The organism is Pseudomonas sp. HLS-6 TE3448, from assembly GCF_053629555.1.
Window position 1 is genome coordinate 386,468 of sequence record NZ_JBRJIO010000001.1, and the last position, 25,854, is coordinate 412,321.

At 59.0% G+C, this 25,854-nt stretch carries 24 protein-coding genes and 1 pseudogene; 13 read left to right on the forward strand and 12 right to left on the reverse strand.

Features of this window, described 5'->3' with window-relative positions; all coding sequences use genetic code 11:
- Nucleotides 1-116: 116 nt before the first annotated feature.
- From AB7M23_RS01815 to AB7M23_RS01845, 7 genes are all read left to right on the forward strand, one after another.
- Nucleotides 117-599 (forward strand): hypothetical protein, encoded by a 483-nt coding sequence (locus AB7M23_RS01815; RefSeq protein WP_454240109.1) that lies wholly within the window; start codon nt 117-119, stop codon nt 597-599.
- A gap of 25 nt (nt 600-624) precedes the next feature.
- Nucleotides 625-1,008 carry a hypothetical protein gene (locus AB7M23_RS01820; RefSeq protein ID WP_330523037.1) on the forward strand — a complete coding sequence of 128 codons (384 nt, stop codon included), beginning with the start codon at nt 625-627 and terminating at the stop codon, nt 1,006-1,008.
- A gap of 193 nt (nt 1,009-1,201) precedes the next feature.
- Nucleotides 1,202-2,620, forward strand: a complete 1,419-nt coding sequence (locus AB7M23_RS01825; RefSeq protein ID WP_454240110.1) for a di-heme oxidoreductase family protein — start codon at nt 1,202-1,204, stop codon at nt 2,618-2,620.
- 15 nt (nt 2,621-2,635) lie between these two features.
- The gene (locus AB7M23_RS01830; protein WP_065758946.1) at nt 2,636-3,700 is read left to right on the forward strand and encodes an imelysin family protein; all 1,065 of its coding nucleotides are present in this window, start codon (nt 2,636-2,638) and stop codon (nt 3,698-3,700) included.
- 2 nt (nt 3,701-3,702) lie between these two features.
- On the forward strand, nt 3,703-4,800 hold the full coding sequence (locus AB7M23_RS01835) for a DUF1513 domain-containing protein (RefSeq protein WP_454240111.1): 1,098 nt from the start codon (nt 3,703-3,705) through the stop codon (nt 4,798-4,800).
- Between the two features lie 135 nt (nt 4,801-4,935).
- A complete protein-coding gene (locus AB7M23_RS01840; RefSeq protein WP_454240112.1) occupies nt 4,936-6,087 on the forward strand; it encodes an efflux RND transporter periplasmic adaptor subunit in 1,152 nt (383 codons plus the stop codon).
- Nucleotides 6,088-6,100: 13 nt separating this feature from the next.
- A complete protein-coding gene (locus tag AB7M23_RS01845; protein ID WP_454240113.1) occupies nt 6,101-9,154 on the forward strand; it encodes a multidrug efflux RND transporter permease subunit in 3,054 nt (1,017 codons plus the stop codon).
- A 59-nt stretch (nt 9,155-9,213) separates the two neighbouring features.
- On the opposite strand, the gene AB7M23_RS01850 is transcribed toward AB7M23_RS01845, so the two are convergent.
- The 5 genes and pseudogenes from AB7M23_RS01850 to colR all read right to left on the reverse strand — a co-directional run bounded on the left by AB7M23_RS01850 (nt 9,214) and on the right by colR (nt 12,374).
- Nucleotides 9,214-9,432 carry a hypothetical protein gene (locus tag AB7M23_RS01850; RefSeq protein ID WP_065758942.1) on the reverse strand — a complete coding sequence of 73 codons (219 nt, stop codon included), beginning with the start codon at nt 9,430-9,432 and terminating at the stop codon, nt 9,214-9,216.
- A pseudogene (locus AB7M23_RS01855) lies at nt 9,432-9,527 on the reverse strand (lipopolysaccharide kinase InaA family protein); the annotation flags it as partial. The gene AB7M23_RS01850 and the pseudogene AB7M23_RS01855, both read right to left, overlap by 1 nt.
- A gap of 58 nt (nt 9,528-9,585) precedes the next feature.
- The gene (locus AB7M23_RS01860; protein ID WP_454240114.1) at nt 9,586-10,269 is read right to left on the reverse strand and encodes a class I SAM-dependent methyltransferase; all 684 of its coding nucleotides are present in this window, start codon (nt 10,267-10,269) and stop codon (nt 9,586-9,588) included.
- Nucleotides 10,270-10,390: 121 nt separating this feature from the next.
- Nucleotides 10,391-11,701 (reverse strand): sensor histidine kinase, encoded by a 1,311-nt coding sequence (locus AB7M23_RS01865; protein ID WP_065758940.1) that lies wholly within the window; start codon nt 11,699-11,701, stop codon nt 10,391-10,393.
- Complete coding sequence (gene colR / locus AB7M23_RS01870; protein WP_065758939.1) at nt 11,691-12,374, reverse strand: two-component system response regulator ColR; 684 nt, start codon at nt 12,372-12,374, stop codon at nt 11,691-11,693. The genes AB7M23_RS01865 and colR overlap by 11 nt, the downstream gene beginning before the upstream one ends.
- A gap of 226 nt (nt 12,375-12,600) precedes the next feature.
- On the opposite strand from colR, the gene AB7M23_RS01875 reads away from it, so the two are divergent.
- Nucleotides 12,601-13,344, forward strand: a complete 744-nt coding sequence (locus tag AB7M23_RS01875; protein WP_454240115.1) for a phosphatase PAP2 family protein — start codon at nt 12,601-12,603, stop codon at nt 13,342-13,344.
- A gap of 168 nt (nt 13,345-13,512) precedes the next feature.
- On the opposite strand, the gene groL is transcribed toward AB7M23_RS01875, so the two are convergent.
- The 4 genes from groL to AB7M23_RS01895 all read right to left on the reverse strand — a co-directional run bounded on the left by groL (nt 13,513) and on the right by AB7M23_RS01895 (nt 17,035).
- Nucleotides 13,513-15,162, reverse strand: coding sequence for a chaperonin GroEL (gene groL / locus AB7M23_RS01880; RefSeq protein ID WP_065758937.1), 1,650 nt, complete (start codon nt 15,160-15,162; stop codon nt 13,513-13,515).
- A 49-nt stretch (nt 15,163-15,211) separates the two neighbouring features.
- Nucleotides 15,212-15,505 carry a co-chaperone GroES gene (locus tag AB7M23_RS01885; RefSeq protein WP_065758936.1) on the reverse strand — a complete coding sequence of 98 codons (294 nt, stop codon included), beginning with the start codon at nt 15,503-15,505 and terminating at the stop codon, nt 15,212-15,214.
- Between the two features lie 263 nt (nt 15,506-15,768).
- Nucleotides 15,769-16,239 carry an FxsA family protein gene (locus AB7M23_RS01890; RefSeq protein WP_454240116.1) on the reverse strand — a complete coding sequence of 157 codons (471 nt, stop codon included), beginning with the start codon at nt 16,237-16,239 and terminating at the stop codon, nt 15,769-15,771.
- Between the two features lie 64 nt (nt 16,240-16,303).
- Complete coding sequence (locus tag AB7M23_RS01895; RefSeq protein WP_065758934.1) at nt 16,304-17,035, reverse strand: HugZ family pyridoxamine 5'-phosphate oxidase; 732 nt, start codon at nt 17,033-17,035, stop codon at nt 16,304-16,306.
- 76 nt (nt 17,036-17,111) lie between these two features.
- Here AB7M23_RS01895 and AB7M23_RS01900 point away from each other — a divergent pair, with 76 nt between their 5' ends.
- The 3 genes from AB7M23_RS01900 (at nt 17,112) to AB7M23_RS01910 (ending at nt 19,938) form a co-directional block, all read left to right on the forward strand.
- Nucleotides 17,112-17,870, forward strand: a complete 759-nt coding sequence (locus tag AB7M23_RS01900; protein ID WP_454240117.1) for an SDR family oxidoreductase — start codon at nt 17,112-17,114, stop codon at nt 17,868-17,870.
- A gap of 114 nt (nt 17,871-17,984) precedes the next feature.
- Nucleotides 17,985-18,338 (forward strand): MGMT family protein, encoded by a 354-nt coding sequence (locus AB7M23_RS01905; RefSeq protein ID WP_099775709.1) that lies wholly within the window; start codon nt 17,985-17,987, stop codon nt 18,336-18,338.
- 43 nt (nt 18,339-18,381) lie between these two features.
- Entirely contained in the window at nt 18,382-19,938 is a 1,557-nt protein-coding gene (locus AB7M23_RS01910; RefSeq protein WP_454240118.1) for an AmpG family muropeptide MFS transporter, read from the forward strand.
- Here the strand turns inward: AB7M23_RS01910 and AB7M23_RS01915 are convergent.
- From AB7M23_RS01915 to AB7M23_RS01925, 3 genes are all read right to left on the reverse strand, one after another.
- On the reverse strand, nt 19,935-21,173 hold the full coding sequence (locus tag AB7M23_RS01915; protein ID WP_454242140.1) for an MFS transporter: 1,239 nt from the start codon (nt 21,171-21,173) through the stop codon (nt 19,935-19,937). The genes AB7M23_RS01910 and AB7M23_RS01915 overlap by 4 nt on opposite strands.
- Before the next feature lie 132 nt (nt 21,174-21,305).
- Nucleotides 21,306-22,145: a mechanosensitive ion channel family protein gene (locus AB7M23_RS01920; protein ID WP_099775710.1), complete on the reverse strand. Its 840-nt coding sequence runs from the start codon at nt 22,143-22,145 to the stop codon at nt 21,306-21,308.
- A gap of 113 nt (nt 22,146-22,258) precedes the next feature.
- The gene (locus AB7M23_RS01925) at nt 22,259-22,744 is read right to left on the reverse strand and encodes a YajQ family cyclic di-GMP-binding protein (protein WP_065758929.1); all 486 of its coding nucleotides are present in this window, start codon (nt 22,742-22,744) and stop codon (nt 22,259-22,261) included.
- Between the two features lie 114 nt (nt 22,745-22,858).
- Here AB7M23_RS01925 and AB7M23_RS01930 point away from each other — a divergent pair, with 114 nt between their 5' ends.
- Together AB7M23_RS01930 and AB7M23_RS01935 are read left to right on the forward strand one after the other, a co-directional pair.
- On the forward strand, nt 22,859-23,776 hold the full coding sequence (locus AB7M23_RS01930; RefSeq protein WP_454240119.1) for a putative 2-dehydropantoate 2-reductase: 918 nt from the start codon (nt 22,859-22,861) through the stop codon (nt 23,774-23,776).
- 51 nt (nt 23,777-23,827) lie between these two features.
- The gene (locus AB7M23_RS01935) at nt 23,828-25,852 is read left to right on the forward strand and encodes an ATP-binding protein (protein ID WP_454240120.1); all 2,025 of its coding nucleotides are present in this window, start codon (nt 23,828-23,830) and stop codon (nt 25,850-25,852) included.
- Nucleotides 25,853-25,854: the final 2 nt, after the last annotated feature.

The following is a 25,854-nucleotide window of genomic DNA, read 5'->3' on the forward strand; positions in this document are numbered from 1 at the left end:
GAGTGTTCAACTCTACGGATCAGCTGTGCACAGAAATGACAGTTTATAAAACATGAACACCGGAAGTTCTTCCATCTCCATATATCAATATAGAGACACTCAAGGAGCGTGCCCTGATGAAAATACTCGACATCTGGGGAGAAGGCCGAATCATTGACAAAATATCTGACACCGTTTTTATCACCGGTTTTACGGATGCAGACAACATCAATAAAGATGGCCAAAAGATATCCAACGGCCCGAATACAGGAAAGGAAATACCCCGCCTTATTCCCGTGAATGATTATGACTACCCCATTTTTCCACTCGCAGAAGACCAGTACCCCTGCGAAACACTGATGGGGGCTCCTATAACCGTGGGCGCCGCCCAGGAAATGTGCAGGGTACTGAGCGCGCCGGGTGGCAAAGTATACCTCTATGACCCTGCCGAGCCCTTCAGAAAGGCCTTTGAAACAACGGCACGCGGTCACGGACTCTCCCTTGAAGGACGTTATTCACCTGAAGAACTTCCTTCCCCGCTAAACGAAATAACCATGCACGCCGTCTATGTGTATGGCCAAGCAACAGAGCCCCGCCCGAACCCCAACATTGAACTTTGAACCTACCCGGAAACTGGAGCAATTTATGGCGAGCGTCAGCATTCTGCGATCCATCGCAAATAACACCCCGTACACCTTGTCCATTCGCAATGGCGAAAGCAAAAGCGATCTGTTTTCCATCGGCGCACAATCTGCATGGAACGGCTGCATGAACGTACCGTGGATCGGAAAGGTCTCAGAAAACTATAAAGCCATTGAACTGGTCATGGGTGCTAAAGCCGAGACAACGCTGTGGCTGTTTCAAGATTACTGGGAACCGGCCCATGAAAATGCGGTTAAATATTTATTCGGCCCTGAAATGGACTATACGGGCGGCACCCTGGAAGTGCCGGGAAACAACCGGGGTGGCGGCAACCATAACTTGATCATCAGTCTGGAGGGCAATCGTTTTACCTTGAAGATGATGTAAAACCGCAGCGTATCCCGCGCTTCGGCATTACAGCCCGCCAAGCACCGCTACCGGCCTTCAGGCCGGCAGCGCCCTCCCCCGCATTAGCCGCCACGCGCAAATTTCATCAAGCAAACGCAAATCCCTCTTATTCAACAAGCGGATAGCCTGCTAAGCTTGCGAGCCGGTTTTTGCTCGCGCCTCAGGATTTCAGATGTCCTCGTTGCTTCGCTGCCTTTCTCTCCTGCTCTTGGTACTGCCGCTGGCAGCCTGTGACGACGCCCCGCGCTTCACTCAGGCTGAGCCAGGGGAAGCCAGGGCTGGCGGCACGTCGACGGTCAACAAGCACGACAAAAATGCCTTTTCGATGGCCTCAGCCAATATGACGCCGAGCCGCCGGCTCGACTTCAGTGTCGGCAACAGCTTCTTCCGCAACCCGTGGGTAACTGCACCGTCCACAACCACCGCTCGTGACGGCCTGGGCCCCCTCTTCAACACCAATGCCTGCCAGAACTGTCACATCAGGGACGGTCGCGGCCACCCTCCTGGGCCAGAGGCCAAAAGCGCAACCTCGATGCTGGTGCGCCTGTCGATCCCGAATGCAACAGAATATCTGCCGGTCATCGAACGCCTGGGTGTCGTACCCGAACCGGTCTATGGCGGACAGTTGCAGGATATGGCTGTGCCTGGAGTTGCACCCGAAGGCAAAGTACGGGTGGAGTACACACCACACAGCGTCACCTTCACAGACGGCACCACGGTCGAGCTGCGCAAGCCAAAGCTGGTTATCAGCCAACTTGGCTACGGGCCAATGCATCCCGACACACGTTTCTCCGCACGTGTCGCACCGCCGATGATTGGCCTCGGTCTGCTGGAAGCCATTCCGGAAGAGGCCATCCTGGCTAACGCCGACCCCTACGACAGCAACGGTGACGGCATCCGAGGCTATGCCAATCAGGTGTGGGACGATGCCCAGGGTAAAACCGTCATGGGCCGCTTTGGCTGGAAAGCCGGGCAACCAAACCTCAACCAGCAAAACGTGCACGCCTTCTCCGGCGACATGGGGCTGACCACCCGCCTGCGCCCGATAGACGACTGTACACCGACACAAACCGACTGCCTGAATGCCCGCCAAGACCGTGGTGAACCGGAGGTCAGCGATAACATTCTGCGTTTGATGTTGTTCTATACCCGCAATCTGGCAGTGCCCGCACGCAAGGATGTCGACTCACCACAGGTGTTGGCCGGCAAGAACCTGTTCTTCGAAGCCGGTTGCCAACGCTGCCATATCCCGACGTTCACCACCTCGGCAAACGCCGCGGAGCCGGAACAGGCCAACCAGGTGATCCGCCCGTATACCGACCTGCTGCTGCACGACATGGGGCCGGATCTGGCGGACGATCGCAGCGAGTTTGCTGCCGGTGGCCTTTACTGGCGTACCGCACCGCTGTGGGGCATCGGCATGACCGAAACAGTCAGTGGCCACACCCAATTCCTGCACGACGGCCGTGCACGCAACCTGCTCGAAGCGGTGCTTTGGCACGGCGGCGAGGCCAAGGCCGCCCAACAACACGTCTTGACTTTCAATGCAGAGCAACGCGCCGCGCTGCTGGCATTCCTGAACTCACTCTAGCCATAGGAGCCGGGCATGTTCCGTCCCAAACTGTTATTTACCAGCCTCGCCGCCCTAGCGCTGGGCGCCTGCTCGCCGCAGGATCCGCAAGCGGTCACTTCCGCCGCGATTGCCAAGCAAGTGATCCTGCCCACCTACAGCCGCTGGGTCGAAGCCGACCGTCAGCTGGCCGTCAGCGCGCTGGCCTTCTGCGAAGGCAAGAACAGCCTGGAAACCGCACGGGCTGACTTCCTTCACGCCCAAAAGGCCTGGGCAGAGTTGCAACCACTGCTGATCGGGCCGCTGGCCGAGGGCAACCGCGCCTGGCAGGTGCAGTTCTGGCCAGACAAGAAAAACCTGGTAGGACGCCAGGTAGAACAACTGATCAACAGTGACAAGCCGATCGATGCCAGCACCCTCGCCAACTCCAGCGTCGTGGTCCAGGGGCTCTCGGCTTACGAGTACATCCTGTTTGACAGCAAGCCGGACACCGCCAATGCCGAGCAGAAAGCCCGCTACTGCCCGCTGCTGGTTGCCATCGGCGAGCGTCAGAAAGCCCTGGCCGAAGAAATCCTGAAGGGCTGGAACAAGAACGACGGCGTGCTCGCACAGATGACCAAGTTCCCGAACCAGCGCTATGCCGACTCTCACGAAGCGATTGCCGACGTGCTCCGCGCCCAGGTCACTGCGCTGGACACCCTGAAGAAAAAACTCGGCACGCCGATGGGTCGCATGAGCAAGGGCATCCCGCAGCCACTGCAGGCAGAAGCCTGGCGTAGCCAGTCGTCTCTGAAGAGCCTGCATGCCAGCCTCAGTGCGGCACAGACAGTCTGGGCCGGGGTCGACAATCAAGGGCTGCGCAGCCTGCTCGGCAGCGACCAGAAGGCCCTTGCCGACAAGATCGACGCTGCCTATGCGGCATCGCTGAAGCTGTTGGCCGACACGCCGAAGCCCCTTGGCGAGCTGCTGGAAGATGAAGCCGGTCGTGAGCAGTTGAACGCGATCTATGACAGCCTGAACGCCGTCCACCGCCTACACGAGACTGATCTGGCCAAGGCGCTGGGCATTCAATTGGGCTTCAACGCCAACGACGGTGACTGATCATGTTGCGACGTCAGGCTCTGAAAGTCGGTAGCGCGGTGCTTGCTGCCCTCACGCTAGGCGGATGGACCCTGTTCCAGAACAAGCGTCAGCAGCCCCTGCTGCTCTCGGCCCGCGACGATAGCGACGGCAACCACTACGCCGTCGGCTACCGCCTGGACGGTAGCCAGGTATTCGCGACCCAGGTCGGACAGCGTTGCCACGACATCATCAATCACCCTGAACTGCCCATCGCCCTGTTCGTGGCGCGTCGACCCGGTACCGAGAGCTATCTGGTCGACTTGCGCGACGGCCGCCTGCTGCAAACCGTCACCTCACAGCCGAACCGTCATTTCTATGGCCACGCGGTGATTCACAAGGGCGGTGAATGGCTGTATGCCACCGAGAACGACACCACTGATCCGGGGCGTGGTGTACTTGGGGTCTACCGATTCGAGGGCGAACGGCTGCAGCACAGTGGCGAGCTGCCCACCCACGGTCTTGGCCCGCATCAGGTGTCCTGGCTACCCGATGGTGAAACCCTGGTGGTCGCCAACGGCGGTATTCGCACCGAAGCCGAAAGCCGCGTCGAGATGAACCTCGATGCCATGGAACCCAGCCTGGTGTTGATGCACCGCGACGGCACCTTGCTGAGCAAGGAAACCCTGAGCCAGCAAATGAACAGCGTTCGTCACCTGGCCGTTGCCAGCGACGGCACGCTGGTCGCCTGTCAGCAGTTCATGGGCGACGCTCACGAGACTGCTGAACTGCTGGCGATCAAACGCCCAGGGCAACCCTTCCAGCCATTCCCCGTGGCGCAGGCACAGTTGCAGTCGATGGCGAACTACACCGCCAGTGTCGCGGTACACAGTGAGTTGCGACTGGTTGCACTGACCGCCCCTCGGGCCAACCGCCTGTTCATCTGGGATCTGGACACGGGTGCGACGCGCCTGGATGCCCCGATGCCCGACTGCGCGGGTGTTGGCGCAGTCGCAGACGGTTTCGTCGTCACCTCTGGCCAAGGCCGCTGCCGGCTCTATGATTGCCGCAAGGCAGAACCGGTCGGCCAACCGTTGCAGTTGCCGCCCGGGCTTTGGGACAACCATCTGCACCTGGCTTGAGCCACATCCAGGGGAAACAGGGGAAATGGACTTCCCTGCATTAGGCAAAGGCGTAATATTCGACAACACTGCACAACAGTGAGCAGGTGTTCGTCAGTGCTGTGCCTGCCTGTCTAGCCTCCAAGGAAATGGAATATGCTGCGCCGCCGCATGCTGATCATGTTGGGTGTCGTGTTGCTGATTGTGCTGATTCTGGGAGGCTACAAAGCCTTCAGTATCTATCAGCAAATTCAGCAATTCAGCGCGCCAAGACCTCCCGTGAGCGTGGCGGCGACTGCCGCGCGCGAACAGCTCTGGCAGAGTCGGCTGCCCGCAGTTGGCAGCCTCAAGGCGTTTCAGGGGGTCAATCTGAGCCTGGAGACCGCCGGTACGGTCAAGACCCTGCTGTTCGAGTCAGGCCAGCGGATCAGAGTAGGCCAGCCCCTCTTGCAGCTCGACAGCGACGTGGAAAGCGCCTTGCTGGGTACCGCGATGGCGGACCTCGGGCTGGCGCAGGTCGAGTATGGACGCGGCAGCCAACTGATCGACAGTCAGGCAATCTCCAAAGGCGAGTTCGATCGCCTCGCAGCACAACTGCTGCGCAGCAAAGCCGTGGTCGCCCAACTCAAAGGTTCCTTGGCGAAAAAGACGATCCTTGCGCCGTTCAGCGGTACCATTGGTATCCGCCAGGTCGATATCGGCGACTACCTGCCCAGTGGCACAGTGATCGCCACCCTTCAGGACCTGAGCAGCCTGTACGCGGACTTTTACGTGGCCGAACAGGCGTTTCCCAAACTGGGCATCGGCCAGCAAGTACTGGTCAGCGTTGCAGCCTACCCCAACCAGACGTTCCCTGGCGCCATCAGCGCTATCAACCCCAAGGTTGAAGACAGCACCCGTAATGTACAGGTCCGCGCCACCCTGGCGAACCCCGATGGCAAGCTGTTACCCGGCATGTTCACCAGCCTGCAAATACTGCTGCCCAACCCGCGCACGGAAGTGGTCGTCCCTGAGACTGCGGTCACCTACACCCTGTATGGCACCTCGGTGTACGTCGCAGTGCCCAAGACCGCCGAGGACGGCCAGCCACAAAAGACTCCTGACGGCCAACCGGTGTGGGTGGCAGAGCGCCGTTTCATTGAAGCCGGCGAGCGCCGTGAAGGCCTGGTGGTCATCGCCAAAGGCGTTAAGGCAGGTGAACAGGTTGTAACGGCCGGTCAGCTGAAACTCAGCCAAGGCGCCCTGATCACCGTCAGCCCGGACAAGACCCTGACGGGCGAGCCGGACACCTCGCCACGCGTCGATTGATCAAGGAACCTTCATGGCCTTAACCGATCCGTTCATTCGCCGCCCTGTTCTGGCCAGTGTGGTCAGCCTGCTGATCGTCCTGCTCGGCTTCCAGGCCTGGAGCTCGTTGCCGATCCGTCAGTATCCGCAGATGGAAAACGCCCTGATCACGGTGACCACCGCCTACCCCGGCGCCAACGCGGAAACCATTCAAGGCTACATCACCCAGCCCATGCAGCAGAGCCTGGCAAGCGCAGAGGGCGTTGACTACATGACTTCGGTGAGCCGGCAGAATTTCTCGGTGATCTCGATCTACGCCCGAATCGGCTCGGACAGTGACCGGATGTTTACCGAACTGCTGGCCAAGGCCAATGAGGTAAAGAACAAACTGCCTCAAGATGCCGAAGACCCGGTCCTGAGCAAAGAGGCCGCTGGCGCCTCGGCGCTGATGTACATCAGCTTCTACAGCAGCGAACTGAGCAACCCGCAGATCACCGATTACCTGTCACGGGTGATCCAACCCAAGCTGGCAACATTGCCGGGCATGGCTGAAGCAGAGATCCTCGGCAACCAGTTGTTCGCGATGCGCATCTGGATCGACCCGGTCAAACTCGCCGGCTATGGCCTGAGCGCAAGCGATGTGACTGACGCGGTACGGCGCTACAACTTCCTTTCTGCGGCGGGCGAAGTCAAAGGCGAATACGTGGTCACCAGTATCAACGCCAGCACTGAGCTCAAGTCGGCCGAAGCCTTCGCCGCCATCCCGCTGAAAACCATGGGCGATAGCCGGGTGCTGCTGCGCGATGTGGCCCGGGTGCAAATGGGCGCGGAGAACTACGATACGGTCAGCTCTTTCGATGGTACCCCGTCAGTCTACATCGGCATCAAGGCGACGCCAGCGGCCAACCCGCTGGATGTCATCAAGGAAGTGCGCAAACTGATGCCGGAACTGAACAGCCAGTTACCGCCCAACCTGAAAGCCTCCATCGCTTACGACGCCACACTGTTCATCCAGGCCTCGATCAACGAAGTGATCAAAACCCTGGCGGAGGCCGTACTGATCGTGATCGTCGTGGTCTTTCTGTTCCTCGGGGCGCTGCGTTCGGTGCTGATTCCGGTCATCACCATTCCATTGTCGATGATCGGCGTACTGTTTTTCATGCAACTGATGGGCTACTCAATCAACCTGCTGACCCTGCTGGCCATGGTGCTGGCGATTGGTCTGGTGGTGGATGATGCCATTGTCGTCGTGGAAAACATCCACCGGCACATCGAAGCTGGCGAGACGCCCTTGGAGGCCTCGTTGGCAGGGGCGCGAGAAATTGCGATACCCGTGGTCTCGATGACCATCACGCTGGCAGCGGTGTACGCGCCGATTGGCTTTTTACAAGGCCTTACCGGCGCACTGTTCAAGGAGTTCGCCTTGACCCTCGCTGGCGCCGTGATCATCTCCGGGATCGTCGCCCTGACCCTGTCGCCCATGATGTGCTCAATGCTCCTGCGCCATGAAGCCAACACCCACGGCCTGGCCTATCGCCTCGACCAGCTATTTGAACGCCTCAAGCAGCGTTACCAGAAAATCCTCCACGGCACACTCAACACGCGCCCCGTAGTGTTGGTGTTTGCCGTGATCGTCCTGTGCCTGATTCCGGTGCTGCTGATGTTCACCAAGAAAGAGCTGGCACCGGACGAAGACCAAGGCATCGTGTTCATGCTGGCCACCGCACCACAGCCAGCCAACCTGAACTACCTGAATGCCTACACCGACGAATTCATAAACATTTTCAAGGCATTCCCGGAGTACTACTCATCCTTCCAGATCAATGGCTTCAACGGGGTGCAGTCAGGCATCGGAGGTTTCCTGCTAAAGCCCTGGAATGAGCGGGAGCGAACCCAAATGGCACTGTTGCCAGAGGTTCAGGCAAAGCTCAACCAGATCAGTGGCCTGCAGGTCTTCGGCTTCAACCTGCCTTCACTGCCCGGTACGACCCAAGGTTTGCCCTTCGAGTTTGTCATCAACACCCCGAACGATTACGCATCGCTGCTGCAAGTGGCGGAGCAGGTAAAAACACGCGCCCAGGCCACCGGCAAATTTGCCTTTCTCGACATCGATCTGGCCTTCGACAAGCCCGAAGTCGTCGTCGATATTGACCGGGCAAAGGCTGCACAAATGGGGGTGACCATGGGCACGCTAGGCAGCACACTCGCGACCTTGCTGGGTGAGGCGGAGATCAACCGGTTCACCCTTGAAGGACGCAGCTACAAGGTCATAGCCCAGGTCGAGCGCGCCTACCGTGACAACCCTGGCTGGCTGAACAACTACTACGTCAAGAATGAACAAGGGCAAATGCTGCCGCTGTCGACGCTGATCACCGTCAGCGACCGCGCACGACCGCGCCAACTGAATCAGTTCCAACAGCTGAACTCGGCCATTATCCAGGGCGTACCGCTGGTCAGTATGGGGGAAGCCATCGAAACCGTGCGCAACATCGCCCGCGAAGAAGCCCCCGCCGGCTATGCCTTTGACTACAGTGGCGTTGCACGGCAATTCATCCAGGAGGGCTCGGCACTGTGGGTCACCTTTGGCCTGGCGTTGGCCATCATCTTCTTGGTACTGGCAGCGCAGTTCGAGAGTTTCCGCGACCCTCTGGTCATTCTGGTGACAGTCCCGCTATCAATCTGCGGCGCACTGATTCCGCTGTTCCTTGGCCTGTCGAGCATGAACATCTATACCCAGGTCGGGCTGGTCACCTTGATCGGCCTGATCAGCAAACACGGCATCCTGATCGTCGAATTCGCCAATCAGTTACGTCGGCAAAATGGCTTGTCGGTACGAGAAGCCATCGAAGAGGCCGCCGCGATTCGCCTGCGCCCGGTACTGATGACCACTGCCGCGATGGTCTTTGGCATGGTGCCCTTGATTCTGGCCAGCGGCGCCGGGGCGGTCAGTCGCTTCGACATCGGCACCGTGATTGCCACCGGCATGTCGGTGGGAACCCTGTTCACGCTCTTTGTCCTGCCCTGCGTCTACACCCTGCTGGCCAAGGCGGACGCTCCGCCAGGGGTCGGGAACTCACAACCAACCTGAATAGCCCATAATCAAAAGCCCCGTCGTTGACGAGGCTTTTCAGGTCACCCAAAACACCATCAGCTTTGGGGGCGAAGCCCTTGCCTCAAGCCGAACAACAACAGTAGCAAGTCGTGATCGGGCGTGGCCACGACCCGATCCTTGACAACATGTGGCGTAGGGCAGTGGGCCGTGTCGCTGAGGATACCAGGGCCTGGTTCATCCCACGCGGCTGCCGCAGCGGTGGCGATTGCCAGACCACCCAGGAAGAACAGACCTCGAGCAATTTCTAGTTTCATTACTCTAAACCTTTGACAGCGCTGCCAAACACCCTGAGGTAAAAATAGAGCAGCTTTTGCCAGTCTGCGTTGCGCCACGACGAATGGTGACGCAACTATGTGATCGTTGTAGGCGGCCAAACGGCTGCCGTGGCGGTGACAGGCAGGCGCCTCTTACCCTTTACGCAGCACGTAAACGCGCCACATGGCGTAGAACGGCAAAAAATCCAACCGTTCCTGAATGCGGAATCCTGCTTCGACGAACTCCTGCTCCACCGTGGCAGCAGGCAGCACAAAGCGATTCTGGCGAGCCTCTTCTGAACCTGTTTTCGCCAAGCGACGTGCTTCCAGCTTTTTACGTCGCCAGGCTTTGAAGTTGCCATCGACCCAGAGCGAGAGGATCACGCTGTCACGGGAGACACGTTGAAACTCGGAGAGAATGACCTTGCGGTGCGCCGCTTCACCAACCTGCTGAAAGAGTCGCATACAGAAAATGCTGTCGACGGCATTGTCGGGCAAGTCGATGTTGAATGCAGAGGTCTGCAGGGTGCGCACACGCTCGACGACACCGGCCGGTTGCGACGTGCGAGCGGTTTCAAGCATCGCCTCCGAGTTGTCGGCGCCGATGATCACACGATTGTTTTTTTCCGCCAGCAACGGCCAAAAATGCCCGGCACCACACGGCAGATCAAGCACAAGACCCGGCTCCCCCGACAGCGCCAGCGCACGACGCGCCAACTGTTCATCACGCTGGTGGGACAGACGGCGCGCCAACCCATCTTGATGCTTGAGAAAGCAATCCTGAGCCTGTTGCTGATCGTGCTTCTCGGAAAACTCGAGCTTGATGGGACTACGCATTCTGCCTCTCCTGACTCCATTGGCGCCCACCTTATTCAGGTGGGCGTTGGCGTCAGGTCATGCGGATGTGAAAAAAACGTTAAACACGTTCACACCAACTTCATCCTGTTTCAGGACGGGGTTAGCCGATGATCTCATCCCGATCAGTCAATTGACTTCGGCCGTGGCTCAGATCGACATGGAAGCGACAGCCATTGGGTGTCATGGCCGTGAGGCTGACAATCCAGCACTGGTCATCACAGATCCGCTGTACCAATGACAACCCCAACCCCAGCCCCTCACCACGCTTTTCTCCACCGCGTACAAACGGCTGGAACATGGCTTCACGCTGCTCTTCAGGAATGCCCACGCCACTGTCTTCAACCATGAACCCGGAGGGTTCCAAGGTTAAGCGAATGAAACCGCGTTCAGTGTAATGCGCCGCATTACGCAGCAGATTGCCCATCACCGCCTGCAGAAAGGTTGCATTGTAGAGAACCGATCCCGCAGCGCCTGCGCTGTAGTACAACTGCAGGCCTTTCTGTTCAATGGTGTCGCGCCACACCCCCAGCAGGTCATCAGCGACTTCCTTCAGGGTCGCCTGCGAGGCAACGGCCCCCTCATCACGCTGAGCCCGGGCCAACATCAGGAAGGTTTTGACCAACTCACGCATTTCCTCGCTGGCCCTGGCGATACGCTCGACCTGTGCCCTTGCGCGGTCATCGAGCTTCGTGTTCTCCAGCAGCAATTCGCAGGACGTGGCCAGCACCATCAAGGGTGTACGCAACTCATGACTCACATCACTGGTGAACAGCCGCTCACGGGTCAATGCATCGCGTAATCGGCCCAAGGTGGCATCGAATGCCACCGCCAGTTGCCCGACCTCATCGGCGGCATAATCCGGAGCCAGAGGCGGTGCGAGGCCCAACAATTGATCGCGGTGACGAACCTGACGAGCCAAACGGATCACCGGCGCCATTACCTTGCGCGCCAACACCCAGCCCAGGAACACCGCCAGCGCCAGGCTCAACACAAAGCCGACCACCACTACGGCAAAAAGCACACGCTCGCGCTCTTCGAAATCACTTTGATCCTGCAACAGGACATAGCGACGGCCATCTACGATCTCGACCATCGCGTGATACGACAGTTGATCGCGAAAGACCTCATGAAACCCCGGGTCCAGGTGCCTGAGATCCTTGGGCAAGGCAAAGTCATCGCGCCCGCCGCTGAAGTAGAACAGTTGATCTGGCCGTGGCCTGTGGCTCCAGTCACTCACGCTGTCCATCAACAGCAACCGCTGCAGATCGCCACCCAATACGGCAGAGATCAAACGCTCTTCGACCAGATGTACCGTCGCCACAATACCGAAAGCGAACGCTCCCGCGACCAAGGCGCTCATCAAGGCAAAGGCGATGATGATCCGCTGCGCCAGGCTTTGCTTAAACTCCATCGCGGCCCTCGGCCATGCGGTACCCCACACCATGTACTGTGTGCAGCAATGGCTTGTCGAACGGCTTGTCGATCACCTGGCGTAGTTGATGAACGTGGCTACGCAGGCTATCACTGTCAGGACAGTCATCCCCCCAGAGCGCCTCTTCAAGCACTTCGCGACGCAGCACATGGGGGCTTTTTTGCATGAGTACGGCAAGCAATTTCAGGCCGACCGGGTTCAACTTGAGCAAGCGCCCTTGGCGCGTGACCTCAAGCGTGTCCAGGTCATAACTCAAATCACCGACTTGCAGGCTGCGGCGTCCGCCACCCTGAGCACGACGCAGCACCGCCTCAATACGTGCGGCCAACTCCGACAGGGCAAATGGCTTGAGCAGGTAATCGTCGGCGCCCGAGCGAAAACCCTGAAGACGGTCGTCAAGTTGGTCACGGGCGGTGAGCATGATCACCGGCGTGTCGCGCCGGGCATCCTCGCGCAAGCGCTTGCATAGCGTGTAGCCGTCAATACCGGGTAACATGATGTCGAGCACAATCAGGTCATAGTGTTCGGTCGCCGCCAGGTGCAAACCCGAAAGGCCGTCTTGGGCACAATCGACCGTGTAGCCCTTGAGGCCAAGGTAATCTGCCAGATTGGCCAGAATATCGCGGTTGTCTTCAACCAATAGAATTCGCATGGGTATCCCCCGTTCACTGCATTTGCCTGCTTGGCAGGCGCAGCTTAAGGCCATCGCTCACGTACTACCAGATCAGAACAGATTTATCACTGGTTAACGTTTTTTTCACCGAGTATTCACAGACTACGCACCCCCCTCCACAGAAAATCGCCGGTCGTTACGTCAAGCCTATACCCGGCTCGGGCTTGCCGACCGGGACTGTCCATTTTGTTTGCCAGGACCTGTCATGCCTGAAGCCCGCATCCGCCCACCATCGCGCCCCATTAACACCTGGCTGTACCTCGGCCTTCCCCTTTTAGTCGCCACCGCCCTGCTCCTTCTGGAACTGACCAGCCTGGACATGAACATTGCCAAGTGGGCCTATGACCCTGTGGCAGGCCAGTTCATCGGACGACACAGCTTCTTTCTTGAAGACATCCTGCATGATCGGGCCAAACAAGTTGTAATCGTCTTGGGATTGGCAGCGATTGTCGGGTTTATCGCCAGCCTGCTGCTGAAAAAACTCAACCCCTGGCGCCGCGAACTGGGTTGCCTGGTAATGGCAATGGCCTTGTCTACCAGCTTTGTAACCCCGCTCAAGGCAGTAACCGCTGTGCAGTGTCCTTGGAGCCTGCAGGAATTCGGCGGCAAAGAGACCTACAGCGAACTGCTCAGCCCACGCCCAGCAACGGACAAACCCGGACGCTGCTGGCCAGGCGGCCATGCGGCCACTGGTTTTACCCTGTTCGCACTGTTTTTCGTGCTCCGTGATCGACGCCCACGCATGGCACGGGCAGCACTGTGGTTTGCCTTTGGGCTGGGTACCGTGTTTTCGGTCGGACGGATGCTGCAAGGCGCGCACTTCTTCTCGCACAACGTCTGGACTGCCGTATTCTGCTGGTTGATCAGCCTGGGCTGCTACTACGCCGTGCTGTACCGCAGACCGGCCACCGCTGAAGTGCCTGCACCAGCAACAGTCCAAACCCGATAACCGAATTGCCCTACAGGGGATGTGTTCAAGCAGCGTGATCCAGATGCAGCCAACACACTGACCTACCGCTACCTTCGCAGGTAGGCCCTGTGGCAGCGATGTCCCCGTAAAACAAAAAACCCCTGGCCTTTCGGCCAGGGGTTTTATTTTGAAGCGGGTAAGGCTGGCTTACATCATGCCGCCCATACCGCCCATGCCACCCATGCCGCCCATATCAGGCATGCCACCGGCAGGCTTGTCTTCTGGAGCGTCAGCAACCATCGCTTCGGTAGTGATCATCAGACCACCGATGGACGCTGCAGCTTGCAGAGCCGAACGGGTAACCTTGGCTGGGTCCAGGATGCCCATCTCGATCATGTCGCCGTACTCACCGGTAGCAGCGTTGTAACCGAAGTTGCCCGAACCTTGCTTGACCTTGTCAACCACAACGCTTGGCTCGTCGCCGGCGTTAGCAGTGATCTGGCGCAGCGGCGCTTCAACAGCGCGACGCAGCAGAGCAATACCCACGTCCTGATCGGCGTTGTCGCCTTTCAGTTCGGAAATGGCTTGCAGAGCGCGGACCAGTGCTACACCACCGCCAGGCACCACGCCTTCTTCAACGGCTGCACGGGTAGCGTGCAGGGCGTCTTCAACGCGGGCTTTCTTCTCTTTCATTTCAACTTCGGTGCCAGCACCGACCTTGATCACGGCAACACCGCCAGCCAGTTTGGCCAGACGCTCTTGCAGTTTTTCACGATCGTAGTCCGAGGAAGTCTCTTCGATCTGGGCACGGATCTGCTTGACGCGTGCTTCGATGTCGGCTTCGGAACCTGCACCGTCGATGATGGTGGTGTTTTCTTTCGACAGGGTGACACGCTTGGCGTTACCCAGGTGCTCCAGGGTAGCGGACTCCAGGCTCAGGCCGATTTCTTCGGAGATCACGGTACCGCCGGTCAGGACAGCGATGTCCTGCAGCATGGCCTTGCGACGGTCGCCGAAACCAGGTGCCTTGACTGCAGCAACCTTGACGATACCGCGCATGTTGTTGACGACCAGGGTCGCCAGCGCTTCGCCTTCAACGTCTTCAGCTACGATCAGCAGCGGACGGCCGGACTTGGCAACGGCTTCCAGAACTGGCAGCAGTTCGCGGATGTTGGAGATCTTTTTGTCAACCAGCAGCAGCAGCGGGCCTTCCAGCTCGGCAACCATGGTGTCTGGCTTGTTGACGAAGTAAGGGGACAGGTAGCCACGGTCGAACTGCATGCCTTCAACAACCGACAGTTCGTTTTCCAGGCCCGAGCCTTCTTCGACAGTGATGACGCCTTCTTTACCGACTTTTTCCATGGCTTCGGCAATGATGTCACCGATGGAGTTGTCGGAGTTGGCCGAGATAGTACCAACCTGAGCGATGGCCTTGGAGTCGGCGCATGGCTTGGACAGACCTTTCAGCTCTTTGACGATGGCGATGGTCGCCTTGTCGATACCGCGCTTCAGGTCCATCGGGTTCATGCCGGCAGCGACGGCTTTCAGGCCTTCGTTGACGATGGCTTGAGCCAGAACGGTAGCGGTGGTGGTGCCATCACCGGCATCATCGTTAGCCTTGGAAGCGACGTCCTTGAGCAGCTGAGCGCCCATGTTCTCGAACGCGTCTTTCAGCTCGATTTCTTTGGCGACAGAAACGCCGTCCTTGGTGATGGTCGGTGCGCCGAAGCTCTTGGCCAGAACTACGTTACGGCCTTTCGGGCCCAGGGTCGCTTTTACCGCGTCAGCCAGAACGTTGACGCCAACCAGCATTTTCTTACGGGCGGAATCGCCGAATTTTACGTCTTTAGCAGCCATGATCGTTTAATCCTTGAATACTTTGAAGTAACGGGAAACCAGCGGTTGATTAACCTTCGATGACCGCGAGAATTTCGTTCTCGCTCATCACCAGCAGGTCTTCGCCGTCGACTTTCACAGTGTTGCTACCGGAGTAAGGGCCGAAAACAACCTTGTCACCCACTTTCACGGCCAGCGCACGTACTTCACCGTTATCCAGGATGCGGCCGGTACCTACAGCGACAATTTCGCCACGGTTAGGTTTTTCAGCAGCCGAACCTGGCAGAACGATACCGCCAGCGGTTTTCGATTCTTCTTCGCTGCGACGGATGACGACGCGGTCATGCAGAGGACGAAGCTTCATTGTCGATCTCTCCTAATTGTGGTTTTCATCGGCCGGTTTAAACCGGCTGGTTGAGGCTATCGGCGTGGCCCAAGTTGGCCCGACCGTTGGTGGCTCGCCAAGCGAACCACGCATGTCTTGTCTGGTGTTTGTAACCAGAAACCTTTCGGTGACCCATACATGAGGTCGCTCAAGGCGATTACAAGGCTGTACATGAAAATTTTTTTGTCGAGCGGGCGAATGAAAAACGGCCCCGTATGGGGCCGTCAGGTTATCGCCAGGGTTCAAGAGTCGCGATGCTCGTACTCGCCTTCAATCACATTCGGCTGCCGCGGCGTACCGCCCTGAGCACCAGGACGGCCTGCAAACGGGTCATCTGAAAACGCCCGCTGACGCATGGCCTGCGCCTCGGCACGCTCACGCAAACGTCGACCGATCAGGCGTCGGGTGAACGGCAGCAGGCAGATCAGGCCCAGCACGTCAGTAATGAAACCAGGCACCAGGAGCAGACCGCCACCGACGGCCAGCAACAACCCCTGGAACATCTCCTCAGCAGGCAGTTCGCCACGCTGCAGGCTTTCACGGGCGCGCAGCGCGGTAGCCAGACCAGCCACCCGCATGACCAGCACACCCAGTGCAGAAGAGGCAATGATCAGCAGCAACGTCGGGAAAAAACCAATGGCTGTGCTGACCTTGAAAAACACATAGAGCTCGAGCACCGGAAAAAGCAGAAACAGCAGTAGAAAAGCACGCATCAAGGGTTCCTCGACGGAAGACGACCTTCCAATACCCGGTTAATGGTTGCAGTCCATTGCAATTTCAAGCCTCAACCGGCTCGTTACTCGGCCAATCGTCGGCGTGGGCCAGAAAAACCAAGGCTTCGCGTACTTGTGTCGGCGTGTTGCAAGGCTCACCAAACGCCAGCCAGTAGAGGCCATGGCCAATTCGCAAGTGCATGCCTTCGCTGTCGATACCGGCCATCTGCGCAGGCACGGTCTGCGGCAAGCCGCTCAAGGCCACATAGTGAGCAATCGCCTTGGCATGATCGCTATTCATGTGCTCGACCATACTGGCCTCAACCTTCCCGGCAAACGGGTTGGCAAGGGCAACGTGGTCCAGCCAGTGAATTGCGCCAAAGCCGCCGATATAGCGATAACGCACGGGTTTGAGCACCCAGAAATCGAAATCATGCGCGCGGTGGTAATTACGCGACTCCGGAAAATAACGGTAATAACGTTCGGCTGCCGCTTCAATGGCGTCGGCGTCCTCAAGCTGCCGGGCCTCGGCTAGCAGCGTCAGACGGCCCACCGCCTGGACGTCTTCAGCGCCCCGCTCGCCGACCAGCAACGAACATTTCGGATCACGCTGCAGGTTATGAGTGTGCTGAGCGATACGGCTGATGAGGATCAGCGGATGACCTTCGGCATCCAGGCAATAGGGCACCACCGAACCAAACGGAAAGCCCGGCATCGACTTGGAGTGGGTCGACAGGACGCCACGGTATTCCTTGAGCAGCAGTTCTCGTGCATGCTTCGTCGCTTTAGCGCTCACGTTGTGACCCCCAGACTAGAATTCGTCATAAATAAAATGTGTTCGCCCGCCCCAAACCTGCCCGTGGAGCATCCTTATGCAGTTGACTGACAAAGTAATCATTATCACCGGCGGCTGCCAGGGTTTGGGCCGTTCAATGGCCGAGTACCTGGCAGATAAAGGGGCACGCCTGGCGCTCGTCGACCTCAACGAAGAAAAACTCCAGCACACCGTCGCGGCGTGCAAGGCGTTGGGTGTCGAAGCACGCTACTACCTGTGCAATGTCGCTGACGAAGACCAGGTCGTCCAGATGGTTGAGCAGGTGGCGGCGGATTTCGGTGCCATTCACGGCCTGATCAACAACGCGGGCATCCTGCGTGACGGTCTGCTGGTGAAGGTCAAGGATGGCCAACTGAGCAAAATGAGCCTGGCCCAATGGCAGTCCGTGATCGACGTCAACCTCACGGGGGTGTTTCTCTGCACCCGTGAAGTGGCGGCAAAAATGATCGAACTGAAAAACCAGGGCGCAATCATCAACATTTCCTCGATTTCCCGCGCGGGGAACCTGGGCCAGACCAACTACTCGGCCGCCAAGGCAGGCGTCGCGGCCGCCACGGTTACCTGGGCAAAAGAGTTGGCCCGCTATGGTATCCGCGTGGCCGGCATTGCCCCCGGGTTCATCGAAACCGAGATGACCGCAAGCATGAAGCCCGAGGCGCTGGAGAAAATGACGGCTGGCATTCCGCTCAAGCGCATGGGCACACCAGCGGAAATTGCCCATTCGGCCGCTTACATTCTTGAAAACGATTACTTCAGCGGGCGCATTCTGGAACTGGACGGCGGTTTGCGCCTGTAAAAGCGTTATCCAGATACGCCCCGAGCGAGGACAAAGCCAAACCATGCCGATGTGTTCAATTGCTGTTTCCCGGCTCACGGCGACCCGACAGGCTGTCGCGCAGAGTGCACAACAGTGAACGCCGTGCCCGGTGATCCAAGGCAAACGCCTGAAGCCAGACGAACGGCACTCTATGTGGTACTGAACCAGGTACCTGCAGGCAAAGTCGTCAGCTATGGTCAATTGGCCGAAATGGCCGGGCTGGGGCGTGCTGCGCGCTGGGTCGGGCGTACCCTCGGGCAACTGCCCGATTCGACACAGCTTCCCTGGCACCGCGTGATTGCTGCCGGTGGCCGCCTGAGCCTTGCGCAGGGCACACCTTCAGGTGATGAACAACGTGCCAGGCTGCGTGCAGAAGGGGTCACCGTCCAGAATAATCGTGTGGATATGTCGTGCCATGGCTGGCGTCCAATGGAGCACAGCGGTTAGAGTGCGCGCTTTGTTTTCGTAAACTTGAGGCAGATGTTGGCCCATGCCCCGTAAAACCTGGCGCGATGCGCTCGCTGCCTATGCCAGCCCGTCAACGCTGGTGCTGTTGCTGCTCGGCTTTGCCGCCGGCCTGCCGTACATGTTGGTGTTCTCAACCCTGTCCGTGTGGCTGCGCGAGGCCGGTGTGGCCCGCGAGACGATTGGCTATGCCAGCCTGATAGGCTTGGCGTACGCCTTTAAATGGGTGTGGTCGCCACTGCTCGACCAGTGGCGCCTGCCACTGCTGGGCAAGCTCGGTCGACGCCGCTCCTGGCTCGTGTTATCGCAGGTGCTGGTCGTCGTGGGCCTGGTCGGGATGGGGTTCTGCGACCCCCAAAAACACTTGTCCTGGCTGATTGCACTGGCCGTACTTGTCGCGTTTTCCTCGGCAACACAGGATATTGCCGTTGATGCCTATCGCCTGGAGATCGCCGACGATCAGCGCCAGGCAGCCCTGGCAGCCAGCTATATGGCTGGCTACCGCGTCGCGGCCCTGCTGGCTACCGCGGGCGCCCTGTTTTTCGCTGAAGGTTTCGGCTCCACCGGTTTCAACTACCTCCACAAAGCCTGGACCGGTACCTATGTGCTGTTCGGTGTGATGATGGTGCCGGCACTGATTACCAGCCTGTTGATGCGCGAACCGCCTGTACCACTGCGCACTCAGTTGTCGGCGGCGCGCTATGGCTTTGCCCACCAACTGGTATCCGTGTTCGTGCTGATCGTACTGCTCGTGTCGGTACCGGCAACGTTTACCCAGTTGTACTACACCGACTTTGCCAGTGTGCTGTTCGAGGGCGTGAGCCTGCTTGACTTGCTGCTGGAAGACCGCGCGTTCCTTCGCGCGATTCTGTACATCACGCTCACAGCGTTGTGCCTGTCCTCAATGGGCCGGCGTGGCCTGGCCCCGGTGCTGACCCCGGTCAACGACTTCATTACGCGCTACCGCTGGCAGGCCTTGCTATTGCTTGGGCTGATCGCAACCTACCGGATGTCCGATACAGTGATGGGCGTGATGGCCAACGTGTTCTACATCGATCAAGGCTTCACCAAGGATCAGATCGCCAGCATCAGCAAGATCTTCGGGTTGATCATGACCTTGGTGGGCGCCGGCCTAGGCGGGCTGCTGATCGTCCGTTTCGGCATCCTGCCGATCCTGTTCATCGGTGGCGCAGCCTCGGCCAGCACCAACATCCTGTTCCTGATGCTGGCAGACATGGGCCCCAACCTGAACATGCTGATCGTCACCATCTCGCTGGATAACTTCAGCTCTGGCATGGCGACTTCGGCGTTTGTCGCCTACCTGTCGAGCCTGACCAACCTCAAGTTCTCGGCCACCCAGTATGCCCTGCTCAGTTCCATCATGCTGTTGCTGCCAAGGCTGATCGGTGGATACTCAGGCGTCATGGTGGAAAAGTTCGGCTACCACGACTTCTTCCTGATTACGGCACTGCTGGGTGTACCCACGCTTATCCTGATTGCCCTGCACTGGCATCAAGAAGCCCGCCGTGGAAAGCCTGAACCTCAGGATCAGCCACAGAACTCGGTGGGCGAACGCCCTTAATCCGAGACAACCGGCTCGCCAGCGCTCAGCACCGTACGCAACGGCCAGAGCGCCAGCAGGCCGGCGACACCCGCGACCAGAGCAAACGTCAGCAAGCCCTCACCCGCGCCCAGTATTGCCAGCAAGGAGCCTCCCAGGCCGAGCAAAGCAATGGTGATCATGCCCAGCATCGCCGACACCAGGCCTTTGCTTTGCTCGCTGGCAAACAGCGTGATGCGGTACAACACGGCATTACAGACTCCAAGGCCAAGCGCGTATACCGATAGCCCTGCAACCACACCGATCACCGACGGGTACAACCAGGCGACAACCATCATTGCCAGCAAACCACTCACCAGCGGCCACAGCCCACGGCGCACGAGGGCCAGCAGTGTATAGCGCTCGGCAATCCGGTTAATGATCAGGTTTCCGGCAATCAGGCCGCCAAACACCGGCAGTTGCCACAGCGCGTAGTCCAGCGTACTCAAGCCCTGGTCGTGAATGAGCAGTACCGGTGACAGCCCGATCCAGGCGATCAACGGCAACCCGATCAAACCAAGCGCCATGCTGCCCGCGACGAAGTAACGGTTGAGCAACAACTGCCGATAGCCGGCCAACAAGGGCAGCAGATGAATCGGCTGAAACGCCAGCCTGCTGCCGTCACGCCGCTCAACACCGAGTGTTTCAGGCATGAAGCGATACAGCGCCAACCAGGCAAGCACGCCACCAGCGCCTATCAGTACAAAAACCCAACGCCAGGACATCCACTCCAGCAACAGCGTGCCGAGCAAAGGCCCCAGCAAGGGGGATAGCAAGGCGATATTCGCGAGCAGGGCCATCATCCGTACCGCATCCGCCTCGCTGAAGGCTTCGTTCAGAGCGGGATAACTCACCGTCACCACAAAGCCCAGACCAATCCCCTGCAACAATCGCAGCAGGTTGAACAGCTCAATCCCATCCACCCAATGGGTGAGCAGGCACATCAAGCTGAAAAACACGCAGCCACCGAGCAGCAGCGGGCGCCGACCATAACGGTCCGCCAACGGCCCGATCAGCCATTGCAGCAGTACGCCGCCAAGCAGATAGAGGTTCAGGGCATGGGGGATGAAATCTGCGCTCGCCTGCAGGTCATTCACCACCGTAGGCATGGCAGGCATGACCACATCACTGGCGACATAGGTCAGCAGCTCGAAGAACGCCAAGGTCAGTGCGAAGCAGAATGCACGCAGCGGGGTGATTTGCAGCAGCGGGGTCAACATGGGAACGCCAGGCCAAACGACATTTGGCCAGCCTGTATGCCAGAAAAGTCACGCTCGCGATAGGACATTCCAGGCACCCGCCTTGCCGACGATGCTATCGGCAAGGCGGGTGCCTAGGGAGGCAACGTTTTAGGCAGTCGCTTCCTGGACCACGCGAATCACGCGCTGCGGAAAGGGAATGTCGATCCCCTCGGCACGCAGGCGATCACGGGCATGCTCGTTGAGCATGAACAACACATCCCAGTAGTCACCGGTATTGACCCAGGCACGCAGGGAAATGGTGATCGAACTGTCACCCAGGGTCGACACGACGGCTTGTGGCGCCGGATCCTTGTGAACCCGTGGATCATTGGCCAGCTCGAGCAACACGCGGCGCGCAGCCTGCAAGTCGGCATCGTAGTCGACACCAACATCAAACACGACCTTACGGGTCGGCTGACGGTTGTGGTTGGTGATAATGCCGTTGGACAGGCTGCCGTTGGGCATGATCACGGTCTTGTTGTCACCCGTACGCAGCACCGTGTGGAAGATCTGGATGCTATCCACCGTTCCGCTGACCCCTTGCGCTTCGATCACATCACCAATGCGAAACGGACGGAACAGCAAAATCAGCACGCCACCGGCAAAGTTCGCCAGGCTGCCCTGTAATGCCAAGCCGATGGCAAGGCCTGCGGCACCAATGGCGGCAACGAAGGACGTGGTTTCTACGCCGATCATCGAAGCGACGCTGACCATCAACAACACTTTGAGGGCGATGTTGGCCAGGCTACTGATGAACCCCTGCAGTGCAAGGTCGGCATTACGCAAAGCCAGCAACTTGCCCAGACGGAATGTCACCTTGTTGATCAGCCACCAACCGATGGACAACGTCAGCAGCGCCAACAGAAAACGGCTGCCGTACTCCATGATCAATGGAATCCAGCTTTGTGAGGTCTTGACCAGTTGATCGACTTCAGCGTTCAAATCCATAGTGCTCTCCTGATGCCAAATGGCAAAAAGCGTAAATATCCCACCGCAATCGTATCAACGGCCTAGAGAAGCTCGGACGCCAAAACGGCGCCGAGGTTCCTGACGCAGGGTGCTCAGTCGCGGAAATTGTTGAACTGCAATGGCATGCCGAATTCCTTGGCACGCAAGGCGGCGATGGCCTCTTGCAAGTCGTCGCGCTTCTTGCCGGTTACCCGTACCTGCTCGCCCTGGATGGCGGCCTGAACCTTGAGCTTGGCCTCCTTGATGTGGGCAACGATCTTCTTCGCCAGCTCTTTGTCGATACCTTCCTTGAGGACGGCTTCCTGTTTCATGACCTTACCGGACGGGTAAGCATCCTTGATCTCCAGGCATTGGGCGTCGATCTTGCGTTTGATCAGCGACAACCTGAGGATTTCAATCATCTGCTCAAGCTGGAATTCGGCTTCGGCTGTCAGGTTGACAGTCAGCTCCTTTTCCTTGAACTCGAAGCTGCCTTTGCCTTTCAGGTCGTAGCGCCGGTCCAGTTCCTTGATCGCGTTGTCTACCGCGTTGGTGACTTCGTGTTTGTCCAGTTCCGATACCACGTCGAACGACGGCATATCCTTTTCTCCAAAAATAAAAGACACGCTACCTGCCCTGATGAAAGAGCACGATGGAGCGCGCCGGGTTTGACGGTTAAAATGCTCGCTCATTATAACGGTTGCGAAACGCGGATGAGCAGCACCTGGCATATTCTCGGCGCCGGCAGTCTGGGCAGCCTTTGGGCCTGTCGTCTGGCTCGTGCAGGCAAAGCAGTACGCCTGATCTTGCGGGACGATGAGCGTGTGGCTGCCTATGAGGCCGCAGGCGGCCTGACGCTGATCGAACAGGATCAGGCGTACACCCATGCGATTCCCGCACAGACAGCGACGGGCGCAGGGCCTATCCACCGTCTGCTGGTGGCCTGCAAAGCCTACGACGCACACAAGGCGGTTGCCCCCCTGCTGCCCCGCTTGGCCCCCAATGCCGAGCTGATCCTGCTGCAAAACGGCCTGGGCAGCCAGGACGAGGTTGCCGCCCTGGTGCCCCACGCACGTTGTATATTCGCCTCCAGCACGGAAGGCGCCTTCCGTCAGGCGGACTGGCAGGTGGTGTTTGCCGGCCACGGCTTCAACTGGCTGGGCGATCCCGCCAGGCCCAGCACGCCCGACTGGCTCGATGAACTGGAAGATGCCGGGATACCACACCAGTGGACACCCGACATCCTTACCCGCCTCTGGCGCAAACTGGCCTTGAACTGCGCCATCAACCCACTGACGGTGTTGCATGAGTGCCGCAATGGCGGCCTGAGCGAACACCACTGCGAAGTGGCGACCCTGTGCTTGGAGCTCGCCGAGCTGTTGCGCCGCTGTGGTCAACCACAAGCCGCCGAGGGCCTTGCCGAGGAGGTGGAGCGAGTGATTCAGGCTACCGCCGCCAACTACTCATCGATGTACCAGGACGTCCGTCAGGAACGCCGCACAGAGATCCACTACCTGCTCGGCCATGCCTGCCGCATTGCCGCCCGTCATGGCTGCGAATTGCCGCATCTGGAACGGCTCCACCGGCGCCTGGTCGAGTACCTGAATGCGCATGGATTGCCCAGCGACTGACTCGGGCGGTACTCTGGCCGCCTAAACCCCCACCAGGATCACGCCTCAACCATGCCATTGCGCGAACGCCTGGAAAACCTGCCCGTTGGGCAAAAGCTACTAGCTGCCCTGCTGGTGCTGCTGATTACCGTAATGTTGGTCGCCAACCTGACCTTCATCAGTGCTGCCTATTGGATCTCTCAAGAGAGCATGGCGCCCCAGGCGTTGCAGACCATCGGTCGACTGGTATCCAACCCTCAACTGGCGCAACAGGCTAGCGACTCACCGGAAGCCGCCGACCGGCTGCTCAGGGAGCTGGATAGCTATTCACCACTGCGCGCTGCCGCCCTGTATGGCAGCGATGGCAAACGTCTCGCGCAATTGCAGCACGGCGAATTACTCGACCTGCCCAAACGCTATCGCAACATCGAAACCTGGCGGCTCACCGAATTTCGCAACACCCAACTGATCCCGCTGCCACGCCCTGGTTCACCGCCCAGCCACTTGCTGCTGGTGGCCAGTAGCGAACTGCCCATGGCCTTCTACACCGGCACGCTGACCGCCAGCCTGGGGATTCTGGTGTTCAGTGTGCTGCTATGGATGATCATCGCCCGGCAGATCAAGCGCCTGATTACCGAGCCGATCGACCGGCTTGAACAGCTCACGCGCCAGGTGACCCGTGAAGAGAACTATGCCCTGCGCGCCCAGCCGGGTAACCGCGACGAAATCGGCAGCCTCGCAGAAGCCTTCAACACGATGCTTTCGCGCATCGAAGCACGCGAACAGCAGCTCAAGCGCGCTCGCGACGAATTCCAGGATGCCTTCGACCAGGCTCAGGGCCTGGCCGAGGAGACACGCCATACCAACCGCAAGCTTGAACTGGAAGTCCAGGTACGCAGCAAGATCGAGAAAAAACTCACCGGTTTTCAGAACTACCTCAACAGCATTATCGACTCGATGCCCTCGGCCCTGATCGCACTCGACGAACAGCTCTACGTCACCCAGTGGAACCAGGAAGCCACCGCCCTCTCCGGCACACCGCTGGACGAGGCGCTGAACCAGCCGATTTTCCTCGCCTTCGAGCCATTACGCCCCTTCCTGCCGCAACTCAAGGAAAGCGTCGAGAAGCACCGAGTAGCGAAAATCGAACGCGTCACCTGGACCAAGGACGACGAACCTCGCCACTATGCCCTGACCTTTTACCCACTCATGGGCGGTGGCGGACGTGGCGTGGTGATCCGTATCGACGACATCACCCAGCGCCTGTCGCTGGAGGAAATGATGGTGCAATCGGAAAAAATGCTCTCGGTCGGCGGACTGGCAGCGGGCATGGCGCATGAAATCAACAACCCACTCGGGGCGATTCTGCACAACGTCCAGAACATCCGGCGGCGGCTGTCGCCTGACTTGCCGAAGAACATCGAGCAAGCCAGTGAAGCAGGCATCGACCTGAGCGTCGTCAACCATTACCTGCAACTGCGCGAAGTGCCGCAACTGCTCGATGGCATCCAGCAGGCCGGCACCCGAGCGGCCAAGATCGTCACCCATATGCTCAGCTTCAGCCGCCGCAGCAATCGCCAGCTGGTGCCTTGCGACCTGCCAGCCTTGATCGACCAGGCGGTAGAAATCGCCAGCAACGACTTCGACCTGACCATCGGTTTCGACTTCAAAGGCCAAGCCATTGTCCGCCAGTTCGACCCTGAGCTGGGGCCGGTACCCTGCACGGCGAACGAGCTTGAACAGGTGCTGCTGAACCTGCTTAAAAACGCGGCTCAGGCCATTCACCAGCGCCAGGATGATCGCGAGCCCGGTCGCATCATCCTGCGCACGCGACTGAATCCACCATGGGCCGAGATCCAGGTCGAAGACAACGGTGTCGGCATGACGGAAGCCGTACGCAAGCGGACCTTCGAGCCGTTCTTCACCACCAAGGAAATTGGCCAGGGCACCGGGCTGGGGCTGTCCGTCTCCTACTTCATCATCACCAATAACCACAAAGGCCAGATGGAGGTGCAGTCAGCACCCGGTCAAGGCACCTGCTTCACTTTGCGCCTGCCCCTGGCAACCCCCACACCGAACCAAAAGATGGAGTCTTGAAC